The sequence below is a fragment of the Pseudomonas sp. FG86 genome, assembly GCF_057808775.1.
On sequence record NZ_JBMDIS010000048.1, the window covers coordinates 14,706 to 29,719 of the forward strand.

The 15,014-nt window shown below is 60.1% G+C and carries 9 protein-coding genes; 2 read left to right on the forward strand and 7 right to left on the reverse strand.

The genetic code is table 11. The features are described from left to right. Positions 1 to 288 precede the first annotated feature (288 nt). On the forward strand, positions 289 to 6,207 hold the full coding sequence (locus ACODSV_RS24520; RefSeq protein ID WP_150055113.1) for a leucine-rich repeat domain-containing protein: 5,919 nt from the start codon (positions 289 to 291) through the stop codon (positions 6,205 to 6,207). Positions 6,208 to 6,218: 11 nt separating this feature from the next. On the opposite strand, the gene ACODSV_RS24525 is transcribed toward ACODSV_RS24520, so the two are convergent. The 7 genes from ACODSV_RS24525 to acs form a co-directional block, all read right to left on the reverse strand. Next, entirely contained in the window at positions 6,219 to 7,199 is a 981-nt protein-coding gene (locus tag ACODSV_RS24525; RefSeq protein WP_024077010.1) for a GlxA family transcriptional regulator, read from the reverse strand. 234 nt (positions 7,200 to 7,433) lie between these two features. Continuing rightward, entirely contained in the window at positions 7,434 to 8,198 is a 765-nt protein-coding gene (locus tag ACODSV_RS24530) for an ABC transporter ATP-binding protein (protein WP_003214336.1), read from the reverse strand. Positions 8,199 to 8,225: 27 nt separating this feature from the next. Further along, positions 8,226 to 9,338 (reverse strand): succinylglutamate desuccinylase/aspartoacylase family protein, encoded by a 1,113-nt coding sequence (locus ACODSV_RS24535; protein ID WP_150055560.1) that lies wholly within the window; start codon positions 9,336 to 9,338, stop codon positions 8,226 to 8,228. Position 9,339: 1 nt separating this feature from the next. Then, on the reverse strand, positions 9,340 to 10,038 hold the full coding sequence (locus ACODSV_RS24540; protein ID WP_024077012.1) for an ABC transporter permease: 699 nt from the start codon (positions 10,036 to 10,038) through the stop codon (positions 9,340 to 9,342). Then, the gene (locus ACODSV_RS24545; RefSeq protein WP_024077013.1) at positions 10,035 to 10,724 is read right to left on the reverse strand and encodes an ABC transporter permease; all 690 of its coding nucleotides are present in this window, start codon (positions 10,722 to 10,724) and stop codon (positions 10,035 to 10,037) included. Before ACODSV_RS24545 ends, ACODSV_RS24540 begins: the two co-directional genes overlap by 4 nt. A 91-nt stretch (positions 10,725 to 10,815) precedes the next feature. Further along, entirely contained in the window at positions 10,816 to 11,601 is a 786-nt protein-coding gene (locus ACODSV_RS24550) for an ABC transporter substrate-binding protein (protein ID WP_024077014.1), read from the reverse strand. A 650-nt stretch (positions 11,602 to 12,251) separates the two neighbouring features. After that, positions 12,252 to 14,207: an acetate--CoA ligase gene (acs, locus tag ACODSV_RS24555; RefSeq protein WP_024077015.1), complete on the reverse strand. Its 1,956-nt coding sequence runs from the start codon at positions 14,205 to 14,207 to the stop codon at positions 12,252 to 12,254. 395 nt (positions 14,208 to 14,602) lie between these two features. On the opposite strand from acs, the gene ACODSV_RS24560 reads away from it, so the two are divergent. Further along, positions 14,603 to 14,872, forward strand: a complete 270-nt coding sequence (locus tag ACODSV_RS24560) for a DUF2790 domain-containing protein (protein ID WP_069076866.1) — start codon at positions 14,603 to 14,605, stop codon at positions 14,870 to 14,872. The last annotated feature ends 142 nt before the right edge of the window (positions 14,873 to 15,014 follow it).

The window sequence follows — 15,014 nt, forward strand, 5'->3', positions numbered from 1 at the left end:
GCCTGCCTGGAACTGGCGGGCGATGCAGGGATTGTAAGGACAGTTTTCAGTGCGGCCTTGTCGCCAAGCGACAACTTCTTATAGCGCCAACCCGCGATTTTCGCGGGTTTACGCCAATGCGACAAATAGCATCGCAATGGCGCAGTTTAAACGCTGGCGCGTCACAACGGCAGATGGTCAAGCCGGATAGCTGCAACGTAACGGGCGGCCGGTTATCTATCTACCCCCGATGGGCCCACCGAAATTGGTCTGCTCTCACGCCTGTTCATCACACCAAGGCGTCCCCCCATGACCCAACCGACCTCATCCCTTCAACTCCCGGACCTGGCGGTTTATCGCGACCCGCACATGGACATCCTCACGCAGGCCGTTCCCGACTGGCTGCCCAACCTCTCCCCAGCCAGACGCAACGCACTGAGCAACGTCCAGCCGGACCTCCCCGCGTGGTACAAAACCGCCCCCCCTGAAGCCCATGACACCCTCAAAACCCTGGTGAGCGCTGCCTGGAAGGCGAAGACCGCGGTCGATCAGGCCATGGGCAACCTGAAGTCGCCGCAAGACTTCGCCGCCCCATTGCTCCAAGCGCGCCTCAAGCAACGCTTTGGCGTTGAGCCAGATGTCAGCGCCACCTACTTGCGCCTGTACATTCCCCAAACCATCCCCTGGTTCCCCGTTCGCTCGGGGGCGGCAAGAACCTGGACCGTTTCACTGGTAGACGCCGCCCTGCACAACTTTGAAGCGGGCGAAGTATTCGAAGCGTCATCCGGTTTCATCACCCAGCCCACCCGTACCGGTCAATTCGACAGCCTGCCTTCTCTCGACGCGCACATCGCGGTCGATCAGTTCACTGCCCTGTGCCGGGAACTGGACATCGGCGCCCAGTACCAGCGCTACCTTGAACAATTCTTTGATTTCAAAAACCCGGTGGCCGCAACCCGCCTGCGATTGAAGCTCAAGCAAAGCCAGGTGGCGGACTTGAGCGTCGCGTTGCAGATGGCCCGGATGAAAGGCGATCTGCCTGACGATCAGTCCTTCATACGCTTGCAACGCCTGCTCAACACCGACGACAGCCACAGCACCTGCTACCCGCTGCTGTGCTACAGCCTGAGCATCATGTCGACCACGCTGACCGGCATCGTGCTGTTTGCCGAAAACATTGGCAGTCGTCACCCGGTAGGTGTGATTGCCTATATCCCGGACGACCCCTACGCACCGCTCAAACAGTACCCCACACTCGCCGACTTCATGAGCGCATTGGGCAACCACCTGCGCAACGCCGAGTACCAACAGTTCTTCAGCCGCTTCGTCAATCACGAAGAGCGCGGCCCCTTCTTCGCCGACCTCAACCGCCGGCTCTCCAAGGTCACCTGGCACCCGCACACCCACGGCGACCCGCTGCCGTCCTGGCGTGAGACCCCCATCGACCATCCACACCTGGCGTTCCGCGCCAGCGGCATCAGCGGGGACCTGTTCAGCCACCTGTTCCAGGCAACGCTCAGCAAGGTGTTCAACGATGCCCGCGCCATGGCCGTGTCCACGGCAAGCGTCGATCAGAAAGTACGCTGGGAGCGCTGGGCCATCGTGCAAAAAGTCGCGTCGGCGATCCTGCAAATCGCAGCGTTCATCGTCGCCCCATTCGTCCCTCCCGTGGGCCTGCTGATGCTCGGCTACAGCGCCTATCAAATGCTCGACGACGCCTTTGAATGGATCATCGACTGGGCGGTGGGCGACGTGACCGAGGCATTCGGGCACTTGTTATCGTTCGTGGAGCAAGGCGTGGAACTGGGCTTGTTCATCGCCGGCGCGCCCATGGCCGCCGGCGCCCTACGCGCCTTGCTGCCCTCCGAAGCGGTGAAGTTTTTCAACCGCCTCAAGCCCGTCATGCTGCCCAATGGCAAGGCACGGCTCTGGAAACCGGACCTCGCGCCCTACGCCCACGATATCCAACTGCCCAGCCACGCTTACCCCGGCCCAGAAGGGCTGCATCCCCATAACGGTAAAGATATCCTGCTGCTGTCGGACAAACCCTTCGTGGTACTGACGGATCCGAAGACCCAACAGCCCTACCTGAAACATCCCACCCGAACCAACGCCTACCGCCCGCCCCTGCTGACCAACGGCAAAGGCGCCTGGCTGAGCGAGCTGGATACCCCCTTGAGTTGGGACAGCGCCACGCTCATGAAACGCCAGGGGCCGAAAACGGCCGGGCTCAACGATGAACAACTGGCCATGGCTCGCCATATCAGCGCCATCGACGACGGCGCCTTGCGCAAGATGTACGTCAACCAGCACCGACCGCCCCCGCTGCTGACCGATACCCTTGAACGCTTCCAGATCGACCGGGCGCTGCAGGACTTCATCGACCAAATGAACAGCGATGACCCAGCGATTTACAAACGGGCCGATGCGCAAACCCAACTGCACCTGCTTGCCAACCTGGGCCTTTGGCCAAAAGCCAAGACGTTGCGCTTCCTCGATACCCAGGGCAAAACGCTCTGGGAACTGCCCGGTGAAAAAAACGCCAGCGTGGTGCAAGTACATGAAGCCCAATTGAAAAACGGCGACCTGCTGAAAACCTTGCTGGAAGCGCTGGACGAACCGCAACGCAAAACCTTGCTGGGGGAAGCGTTCGGTGATCCGGTCACCTCCATGTCCAATCGGGCGCTCAAACTCAGGAAAAAACTGGGCGCACTGGCCCAATCGCATCGCCGCGAGCTGTTCGAGACCCGCTACCTGCTGCTCGATAAACCGGGCGACCCTCGCCAGCAAACATTGATCGACAACACGCCAGGCCTGCCACTCAGCGCAGCCGACGCCCTGCTGGAGAGCGCCAGCAGCACAGAACTCAAAGACGTCGACCAAGGTACCGTCCCGGCGCGCTTGACCCAGCTGGCTCAAGCGCTGCGCGACGAGGCACAGGTCAACCATGCCTATGAGGGCCTGTATCTGGATTCGACGGACGACCTGGGCACCCATCGACTGGCCTTGCACTCCCTGGAGCGACTGCCTGGCTGGTCAAAAAAAATACGCCTCGAGATACACGACCAAACCGGCATCCTCATGGATGCCATCGGCCCACCGAAGGCACGGATCAAGCGCACCCTGGTACGTTCCCCCGAAGGGCGATACACCCCCCAAGACAGCCGCGGCCCACTGTCTGGCGAAACAGACCTGTACAACGCACTCCTCCAGGCCCTCCCGGATGCCAGGCGCGACGCCCTGGGCCTGCACATCGGCCAAGGCCCGGCACTCAAGCAGGCATTGCGCAAGCATGCCTTGGAACGCCAACCCTTGCGCAGGCTGCTCGGCGCCCAGCCGGCCCACCCGCCCGCCGATAGCCGCACCCACCTGCGCTTGCTGGGCATGGATGCCTACCCACCAGCGCCTGCGGGTCCGGCCGCACAACCCGACCTGCGGGGCATGGCACGGGAACTGTTTCCCGCCCACACCGACGAACAAATCGCCGATCTGATCGAGGACCTCAACAGACGTCCGGGCGGGGCCATGCCGATCTTGACCGCGCTACGCCTGGAATACCTGCAACTCGATCTCGACCTGGCCGCCTGGGTAGCCGACACCCCCAGGTACTCCGCAGACGCTGAGGTGAATATCAGCCACCAGGCACACAACGATGCGCGGCAAAATCGCCGCCTTTTCCGACAGGCGCTGCTACGTGGCTGGCGCCGGGAAACCGAGGTTGACGCATACTTCGCCCCTCCTGCCCGTAACGGCCAGATGCTCAAACTTCCCTACCCCCTTTCCGGGGAGCTGCCGGCCTTGCGGGCAAACTTCGAACACATCTCCTACCTGGAACTCAAGGGCGATCAAACGGCCCTGAACGTCGATAGGTTTTTGCGCAGTTTCCCCAGGCTGCGTTACCTCAGCATCAGCAACGCTCAGTTGGGCGATCTACCGTTGGCCATCAACACCTCGCCCACCCTCAATACCTTGATTCTCAGCGAATGCAACATCACCCTGACGCCCGCGAGCCTGGCCAGGCTGACCGCCATGAACGCGCTTCGGACCCTGGACTTGTTCAATAATCCGCTGGAGCGGGTTCCCAGTGTCGAGAACATGGTTGACCTGCAGTTTCTGGACTTGTCCAGCACGGGCATATCCGCGATGCCTGCCGGCTTGCTCAGCCGACCGGCGCTAGAACTGGCGGTGCTCTCCAGCAACCAAATCACTCAAGTGCCGCCCGCGCTGTTTGAGCTGCCGGCCGATACCACCAAAACGTTCGACCTCTCCGACAACCCGCTGTCACGAGCGACCCTGGAGCAGGCCAAGACCTACTACCAACGCACGGGCATCTATTGGGGGATCGACGCTTCAGACGTGGATATCCGCCAAGTCAAATCGCTGTTCCCTGACTTCAGCGTGGATGAAGTCAACCGCTTTATCTTTGGCCTGCCCGGGAATCTGGAAATGGGCCAGATCGAATTGGCACGATTGGAAACTGAATACGCGGGCCTGTCCGACGGGCTCGACACATGGGTCAGGCAAACCACGCTGCCCGAGGAGCAAACCCGGCGACAAGCGTTCAAACAGACACTCCAAGCCTGCTGGCGTCGGGAGGGCGAATTGGATGAGCAGAGCCTGCAGGTCATCCCCACTTACGCCCTGGAAAACTCGCAACCCTTCGAGGGAGAATTCCCCCCTCTCAACAGCACGTTCAACCATGTATCGTCGTTGCGCCTGCAAGGGTCGGGGGCGCCGTTTCCGTTGCAGTCGCCACTGTTTTTCAAAGGGTTTCCTTCGCTCAACCATCTGGCTATCGAGCACTACGGGCTCAGTGATATCCCCGATGCGGTGTTCGATCTCCCCCAACTCTCGTCATTGCGCCTGCCCCACTGCCGCCTCACGCTGTCAGCCGAGAGCGCCGCATCACTCGCCACACTGGCCAACCTGGAGGAGCTGGACCTCAGTCACAACCCACTGGCTCGGTTCCCGGACTTTGCCCTGTCTCCCAGGCTTACCCGCCTCAACCTTCAAAAGACGGACCTGCCGCAAATCCCCTCAGGCCTGCTGACCTCCGTCGAACGCAAGCGCATCGACTTGAGCGACAACCTGATCACCCAGGTTCCCGAGGTAGCGTTCACCTTACCCGCAAACGTAACGGCGGCATTCGACCTCTCGCGCAACCCGCTGTCCAGGTCGACGCTGATGCAGATCAAACGCTATTGCCAGCGCACCGGCGAACATTTCCAGGCCGACGCGCCCACGCCAATGCGCGACAGGATCAAAGTGCTGTACCCCACCTTTGCCGAAGGTGAAGCCAATCGCTTTTTCTTTGAGCTGCCAGGCGGCCTGGACGAAGCCGCGCCAGCGCTTGAACGTCTTGAGGCCGAATATGAAAAACTGCGCGCCGATCTCCAGCAATGGGCGCTGGACACTCCCCAGCGACACCCGATTCTGGATGTGCCCCTGGATGAGCAAACACGAGCACAGGATCAACTCAATCGCATGGCCTTCAAGACATTACTTGAAGACGCCTGGCGCCGCGAAACCGAACTGGATGACAACAACGGCAGCCTTGAGGTCACCCACAGGCTGGGGTTCGACGCCCCGATCCTGGGCGAGCTGCCAGAACTGAGCGCACGCTTTGACCACATATCGTCCTTCGAGCTCGATGGAGAGGGCACGACGACCCGGGTCGATGGCCTCCTCAAGTGCTTTCCCAAACTCAAAAGCCTGACCCTCTGCAAGCTCAGCCTGGGCACGATTCCACCCACGGTGTTTACACTGACCGGGTTGAATACCCTGAGCCTGACCGAGTGCGCTATCGGATTAACCCCCATCAGCGTCGACGCGCTGTCAGGGGTCACGAACCTGGTGTATCTGGACTTGAGCGAGAACATCCTGGGCATCCCCCCCGATGTCAGTCACCTGACCCAACTGGAGTCGCTGTACTTGCAAGACACCGAGATCAGCGAACTACCACGAGGACTGTCCGCCTTGCCCGAGCTGCGCACCCTGGACTTGAGCGACAACCTGATCGAAGTGCTGCCCGCCGACTTTCTGGAACTGGCCTCGCCACTCGACCATACATCCGATTTGAGCGGCAACCCCTGGTCGGCGCAAAGCCTCAGCTACCTCAGGCAGTATTACCTGCAAACCGGCAACGACTTGGCAGTTGCACAGGCCCGCCTGGACACGCAGGGCAACCCGCTGGTCAGGCCCGCTTCGCCGGATAGCATGGAGGAATGAGGCGCGCCTGATCAGCCGCGCTCGGACGGTACCGACGACAACTCGAAAGGGCTGCTGCTGCGCCGTTGGTTGCGGTCTTCGCGAGGGGTGGCGCCGAAGAAGTTGCGGTAGGCGCTGGAGAAATGCGGCCCCGAGGAGAAGCCGCAGGACAGGCCGATCTGGATGATCGACTTGCTGGTTTGCATCAACATCTGGCGGGCCTTGTTCAGGCGCAGTTCCAGGTAGTACTGGCTGGGGACGCGGTTGAGGTATTGCTTGAAGATCCGCTCCAGTTGTCGTCGCGACACGCACACATGCTGGGCGATTTCATCAGTGGTCAACGGCTCTTCGATATTGGCTTCCATCAGCAACACCGCCTGGGTCAGCTTCGGATGGCTGGAACCCAGGCGGTTTTGCAACGGGATACGCTGGCGCTCGCCACCTTCGCGAATGCGCTCCACCACCAGTTCTTCGGAGACCGCACCGGCCAGCTCGGCGCCGTGGTCGCGGGCCAGTACCGCCAGCAGCAGGTCAAGCACCGACATGCCACCGCAGGCGGTCAGGCGATCACGGTCCCAGTCGAACAGATGGCTGGTGGCGATGACCTTGGGGAAGCGCTCGGCGAAATCGTCCTGCCAGCGCCAGTGCACGGCGGCACGGTAGCCGTCGAGCAGGCCCAGTTGCGCCAACGGGTAAACGCCGGCCGACAAGCCACCGATCACGCAACCGGCGCGAACGAGCTGCTTGAGCGCGGTGCTCAGTTGCGAAGCGATCACGGTCGGCGGTTCGTCCGCCAGCAGGAACAGCTTCTGGAAGCCTTCGAGCTTGCCGGCCCACGGCTCGCCTGGCAATTGCCAGGCGCCCTGGGTTGGCGGCTCGGCCAGCAGAAACGAGAGTTCGTAGACCACCTCCGGATGCACCCGTTGAGCAACGCGCAAAGCCTCCTCAGCCAGCGCAAGCGTGAGTGCTTTTGTGCTGGGCCAAATCAGGAAACCAATTTTGTGGGCGGTCATGGAGTGCTATCCGAAGCCTGTAACAGTAATAAAGACAAAGGCCAATGCTAGCCCGTAAACCAACACAAAGCTCAAAAACGATAAAGACCCACTATGGAGATCTAATGTGGGAGGGGGCTTGCCCCCGATGGCGGTGTATCAGATAAACATGCACTAGCTGATACACCGCTATCGGGGGCAAGTCGAATCGTCGCACCGCCCCTCCCACATAAAAGCAACTTCAGCGGTAAGGGACTATTTCAAGCTGCCGGACAAGAACTGCTGCAACCGCTCGGACTGCGGGTTGACCAGTACTTCCCGCGGGTTGCCGCGCTCTTCCACGATGCCTTTGTGCAAGAACACCAATTGGTTCGACACTTCACGGGCAAAGCCCATTTCGTGGGTGACCACCACCATGGTGCGGCCTTCCTGGGCCAGGTCCTGCATCACCTTGAGCACTTCGCCCACCAGTTCCGGGTCCAGCGCCGAGGTAGGTTCGTCGAACAGCATCACCTCCGGCTCCATCGCCAGGGCACGGGCAATCGCCACGCGCTGCTGCTCACCGCCAGACATATGGCCAGGGAACGCATCCTTACGATGGCCCACGCCCACCTTGGCCAGGTAATGCTCGGCCTTTTCGCGGGCGTCTTTTTTCGACATGCCCAGCACATGCACCGGGGCTTCCATCACATTTTCAAGCGCTGTCATGTGCGACCACAGGTTGAAATGCTGGAACACCATCGACAGGCGCGAACGCATGCGTTGCAGTTGCTTGGGGTCGGCGGCCTTCATGGCGCCGTCCTTGTTGGCCACCAGTTTCAGCTCTTCGTTATTGAGCAGGATCTTGCCGGCGTGGGGTTGCTCCAGCAGGTTGATGCAGCGCAAAAAGGTACTTTTGCCCGAACCACTGGAACCGATGATGCTGATCACATCACCGGCCGCGGCGGCCAGGGACACGCCTTTGAGCACTTCATGACTGCCATAGCGTTTATGCAGGTCTTGGACTTCAAGTTTGTACATGCGGTCGGTTCTCACAAAAACAGGTGGTCAGTCGTTGAGCAAGCGCCCGTGACGCAGCGCTTCGCGCCCCGCCACCTTGGCCAGCCAGAAACCCGCTTGGGCATAACGTAGCCGTTCAACGGCAAACAACACCCCCGAGGTGCCCGCGCAGATCGTGCTCACGCGGTCTTCCAGGGGATCAATCACTTCAAAAATCGGCTCGCCCTTCTCGATCCAGTCCCCGGCTTTACGCAGGTAACTGATCACCCCGGCGTGGGGCGCGAACAGCAATTCGGTGCCTTCGAAGGGCACGCCTTCGCACGGTTCGTGTTGCGGCGCCGGCCATTCGCCCTGGATCAGGCCTTGTTCGGCGAGAAACGCGAGGATGCCTTCGGCGTGGAAGATCGCTTCGTCACGCCCCGTGTCCGCCTGGCCGCCCAACTCCAGGGTGGTCGCCAGGCAGGCCAGCGGGATCTGCGCGTCGGGGAAGGCGCGAGACAAGCGCAACCACGGCAACGAGCAGGCTTCATCAAACGAGCTGCCACCGGAATCTTCCGCGAGCAAACCGACTTTCACATTCAAGTGCGCCGACAACGAACGCCACTGCGGCCAGTGCTGGGGCAGCGCGTACATGTGCAGCGCGGCTTCGGCGTCGCAGTGCAGGTCGAGGACGATGTCGGCGGTGCAGGCGTGGCCGAGCAGGATGCGCTGCATGCCTTGCAACTGGCTGCTCGGCTCAGGCAAGGCGTTGAGCGCATCGGTCATCGCCTGGCGAATCATGCGCACATTGGCGTGAGGATCATCCCCCAGCCTACCTGTGAGCAACTCCGCCACCGGCTCGCTCAACTCAACGAAATCGCGGTTGAAATTCTTGCCGCTGCCCACCTCGAAACGGCCCTGGTGGCTGCCTTGCAACAGTTGGCCCAAGCCCATCGGGTTGGCCACCGGCACCAGCTCGATCACGCCGTTCAGGGCGCCTTGCCGTTCCAGTTCGGTGAGGCGTTTTTTCAGCTCCCAGGCCGCACGCATGCCGGGCAACTCATCGGCGTGCAGGCTGGCCTGGATATAGGCCTTGCGCTCGCCGCTGCCGAAACGGAATACGCTCAGTTGGCGCTCGCAGCCCAGGTGACCCCAGGGCAACAGGTGATCGATGCGTTCCATATCAGTGCTTCCGTGGAGCCAGGTAGCTCAGCCAGCGGCGCTCGGCCAACTTGAACAGGCGCACCAGGATAAAGGTCAGGCACAGGTAGAACGCGCCAGCGGTGATATAGGCTTCGAACGGCAGGTAGTACTGCGCGTTCACCGTGCGTGCGGCACCGGTGATGTCGATCAGGGTGACGATGGATGCCAGGCTGGTGGTCTGCAGCATCATGATCACTTCGTTGCTGTACTGCGGCAGTGCGCGGCGCAGGGCCGATGGCAACAGGATGCGGCGGTACAGCTTGTAGCGCGACATGCCCATGGCCTTGGCCGCTTCAATCTCGCCATTCGGGGTGGCCTTGAGGCTACCGGCAATGATTTCGGCCGTGTAGGCACTGGTGTTGATTGCAAAGGCCAGGCACGCGCAGAAGGTGGCGCTGGACAGCAGCGGCCACAGGAAGCTCTCGCGTACGGCTTCGAATTGGGCCAGCCCGTAGTAGATCAAGAACAGCTGCACCAGCATCGGCGTGCCGCGGATCACGTAGGTATAGAGCCAGGCAATGCCATTGACAATCGGCTGCTTGGACACACGCATCAAGCCCAGGGGCAAGGCGGCGAGCAGGCCGAAGAACAGCGACAAAGCCAGCAACTTCAGGGTGGTCACCAGGCCGCCGAGGTACAGCGGCATGGCCTCCCAGATGACGTTGTAGTCGAAGATCATAGATCAGCCGCCCTTACGCCTACCGAGTAGCGCTTCTCAAGATGACGCAAGGCCAGCAACGACACGCTGGTGATCACCAGGTACATCGCCGCCACTGCGAGGAAGAAGGTAAAAGGCTCGCGGGTGGCATCTGCCGCCTGCTTGGCCTTGAACATCATGTCTTGCAGGCCCACCACCGAAATCAGCGCGGTGGCCTTGGTGAGTACCAGCCAGTTGTTGGTAAACCCGGGGATGGCCAGCCGGATCATCTGCGGCACCATCACCCGGAAAAACACCTGGAAGCTGCTCATGCCATACGCAAGGCCGGCTTCGGCCTGGCCCTTGGGGATGGCCATGAAGGCGCCACGGAAGGTTTCCGAGAGGTAGGCGCCAAAGATGAAACCCAGGGTGCCGATACCGGCGGCCAAGGGGTTCAAGTCGATATAGTCGTCATAGCCGAGCAACGGCGCGACGCGGTTAAGCAAGTCCTGGCCGCCGTAGAAAATCAGCAGGATCAGCACCAGGTCGGGGATCCCGCGGATCACCGTGGAGTACAAGTCACCCAGCCAGGCCAACCAGCGCACCGGCGACAGGCGTAACGCGACCCCGATCAGACCCAGAACAATGGCCAAGGCCATGGACGACAAGGCGAGCTGAAGCGTCAACCATGCGCCATCGAGGATGACGGCCCCGTAGCCTTTCAACATGATTCAGGTCCTCGAAAAGGGGGATGAAAAAATGGCGCAAACCGCAGGAATTCTGTTGCTTGCGCCATTTCGGACAGACAGCTGCGATGAATTACTTGGCGTCAGCGCCGTAAATATCGAAGTCGAAGTACTTGTCCTGGATTTGCTTGTACTTGCCATTGGCGCGGATCGCGGCAATAGCGGCGTTGATGCGCTCCAGGTTTTCCTTGTCACCCTTGCGTACGGCAATACCTACGCCGTCGCCGAAGTATTTGACGTCGGTGAAGGCTGGGCCCACGAACGCGTAGCCTTTGCCGGCGTCAGTCTTCAGGAAGCCGTCCTGCAGCAGGGTTGCGTCGGCCACGGTACCGTCGAGGCGACCGGCAGCCACGTCCAGGTAGATTTCGTTCTGGGTGCCGTAAGGAACGATGGTGGCGCCTTTAGGCTCCAGGACTTCCTTGGCGAAACGGTCATGGATCGAACCGCGCTGTACACCGATCTTCTTGCCTTTGAGTTCAACCAGGCTGTCGCTGACCGCAGTGCCTTCCTTCAACACCAGGCGCGCTGGGGTCAGGTAGTAGCGGTTGGTGAAGTCCACGGACTTCTTGCGGTCTTCGGTGATGGACATGGACGACAGGATCGCGTCGATCTTGCGCACTTTGAGCGCCGGGATCAGGCCGTCGAACTCCTGCTCGACCCAGGTGCACTTGACCTTCATCTCTTCGCACAGGGCGTTGCCGATGTCGTAGTCAAAACCGACGATGCTGCCATCCGGCGCCTTCGAGGCAAACGGAGGGTAAGCCGCTTCGATACCAATTTTCAGAGGCTTGCCTTCAGCGAAAGCCTGCATGGACAGCACGGACAGCGCCAGGGCGCCCAACAGCACGAGTTTCTTCATCTTGGGACTCCATCGGTATAGGGCAAAACAGCAGTATGAGCCATGGCCCACGATGCGACTGAGTGAAACCGAATAGCGGTGCTGCGTCCTACGCGGGCTACACCTGCGACGACGAGCGAGTGATCGGCATTCTAACGACAGGCCGGAAGCCGATATTTCCTCAATGCGACAACAATTTACAGAAGCACCGAGAAAGCGGTTCCAGCACATTGACAGCCTCTGAATTTTATGCAGAGGCAAAAGACATTAAACCTATTGATACTGCAAATTGCGGGCCTATTATTCGCAAACCCTTCTGGCACGGCAAGTCTGGCGTTTAATCTTATTTCTGGGGGTGTCTAAAACGCGGTTTTTCAGGGCATGAGCGTAGCCCTTTGCCTCATGTTCGAGCATAGGGTTACACATTTAGAGGTGACAGTAACATTCAGAAACGTCCTACCAGGGAAACCGATATTTATTTGACTGGTGGAGATCCAAATGTGGGAGGGGGCTTGCTCCCGATAGCGGTAGTCAGTCACTTATTTGTGAGCTGACCCGGCGCTATCGGGGGCAAGCCCCCTCCCACATGGGATCCTCAGTGGTTTTGAGAGACCACAAAAAAAGCCCCACTCGGCATGCACCGAATGGGGCTCTTTCCCACCTACCCCGCGTTACGCGGCGTTCATGGTCTTGTGCGTCTCGATCAAATGCGCCACCACACTCGGATCAGCCAAGGTGGAAATATCCCCCAGCCCGTCGTACTCGGCCGTGGCGATCTTGCGCAGGATACGCCGCATGATCTTGCCCGAGCGCGTCTTCGGCAAGCCCGGTGCCCACTGGATCACATCCGGCGAAGCGATCGGGCCGATTTCCTTGCGGACCCAGTTCTTCAGCTCCAGACGCAGCGCTTCGTTCGGCTCTTCGCCGTTTTTCAGCGTGACGTAGACATAGATGCCCTGGCCCTTGATGTCGTGCGGCACACCCACCACCGCCGCTTCCGCGACTTTCGGGTGGGCAACCATGGCACTTTCGATCTCGGCGGTGCCCATGCGGTGGCCAGACACGTTCAACACGTCATCCACACGGCCGGTGATCCACCAGTAACCATCTTCATCGCGACGGGCACCGTCACCCGTGAAGTACATGCCACGGAAGGTCTTGAAGTACGTGTCGACGAAACGGTCATGGTCGCCGTACAGGGTACGGGCCTGGCCTGGCCACGAGTCGAGAATCACCAGGTTGCCTTCGGCAGGACCTTCGATGATGTTGCCCAGGTTGTCCACCAAGGCCGGTACCACGCCGAAGAACGGCCGTGCCGCCGAACCCGGCTTGAGCGCATGGGCGCCTGGCAGCGGGCTCATCAGGGTGGCGCCGGTTTCGGTCTGCCACCAGGTATCGACGATCGGGCAACGGGATTGACCCACGTTCTTGTAGTACCAGTCCCACGCTTCCGGGTTAATCGGCTCACCCACCGAACCGAGCAGGCGCAGGCTGCTGCCATCGGCGCCTTCGCAGGCGGCGGTGCCGGAGGCCATCATTGCGCGGATCGCGGTCGGTGCGGTGTAGAGGATATTGACCTTGTGCTTGTCGACGATCTTCGCCACCCGGGTGATATCCGGGTAGTTCGGCACGCCTTCGAACAGCAGCGTGGTCGCGCCATTGGCCAACGGGCCGTAGACGATATAGGTGTGGCCAGTGACCCAGCCGACGTCGGCGGTGCACCAGAAGATTTCGCCCGGACGGTAATCGAACACGCGCTCGTGGGTCAGGGCCGCGTACAACAGGTAGCCGCCAGTGGTGTGCTGCACGCCTTTAGGCTTGCCAGTGGAGCCGGAGGTATAAAGGATGAACAGCGCTTCTTCGGCCCCCATCTCTTTTGGCGCGCACACGGTGCCCGCAACTTTCATCAGGTCTTCGTACCAGATGTCGCGATGCTGGTTCCACTTGATGCTGCCATTGGTGCGCTTGCACACAATGACTTTCTGGATGCTGCTGGTTTCCGGGTTGGTCAGCGCGTCGTCGACGTTGGCCTTCAGCGGAATTTTCTTACCGGCGCGGATGCCTTCGTCAGCAGTGATCACCACCTTCGACTTACAGTCGATGATGCGACCGGCCAGGGCCTCCGGCGAGAAGCCACCAAACACCACCGAGTGGATCGCCCCGATGCGGGCACAGGCCAGCATGGCGACCACCGCTTCAGGGATCATTGGCATATAGATAGTCACCACGTCGCCGCGGTGCACATCCTGGCCACGCAGGGCGTTGGCGAACTTGCAGACTTCTTCATGCAGCTCGCGATAGGTGATGGTGCGGCTCTCGGCAGGGTCATCGCCCTCCCAGATGATCGCTGCCTGGTCGCCACGCTCGGCGAGGTGACGGTCCAGGCAGTTGTAGGAAACGTTCAGGGTGCCATCAGCGAACCACTTGATGTCGACATGGTGATCGTCAAAAGAGGTCTGCTTCACCGCGGTGAAAGGCTTGACCCAGTCAAGGCGCTTGGCTTGCTCACGCCAGAAACCATCGGGGTTGACCACCGACTGCTGGTACATGGCCTTGTAGGTCGCCTCGTCGGTCAGCGTGTTGGCGACTGTTTCGGGGCGAACGGGGTACAGGGAAGCCGCACTCATCTTTCTTACCTCGGTGACATAGTTGTTGTTGTATGGCCCAGTTGTAGCCGGGGTGGGCCTATAGAACCATTCGACGATGGTAGTAACAAGACCCTACAAATTGCCCTGCTATCCCTCTACGGGCCTCTGGCCCGCGGCCTGCGTGGCTTGGCCGCCTGATGAAAAAACCTTTACCACGGGATTGTTACAAAAACCGCCAATAGTGTTTATCAAAAGCACGGGTATATGAATATAACCTGCGGGCCTAAAATCAACTCCGCCAACAAGGCACTGTGATTAACAACGTAACAGCCCCCACGAAGGCACGTTAATCCGAACTTACCAACCCTAAGTTACACACGTGGCCTCACAAAGGCCCCGTGACCCCTTTCGCCCTGAAGAAGGTAAATAGAGAAATGAAAGCTTTATTAGTTATGGCCCTCAGCAGCTTGTGCGCCACCGCGGCCCTGGCCGATGAGGCCCCGACTGAGCTGGCCGGCCAGAAAGCCCCGATTGTCGAGGACTACACCTACAGCACCAAGCTGGACGTGGCCAAAGTATTGTCCATGAGCACTATTCCAGAAGTTTGCGAAGTGGTACCGGTAAAAATGGAATATGAAGATTCCCAAGGTCAGCGCCACATTCTTAATTACAAGGTTATGGGCAATGGTTGCTCTAACGGATAAACACTTCGTTAGTTCAATTTGAACTTGATCTTGTTTGCCGCAAGAAATCGTTCTTGCGGCCAAGAACCGGCCTTTGACCCCCCGCAGCCCAAATGTGGGAGGGGGCTTGCCCCCGATAGCGTCAGCCGACGCACCTCTATTA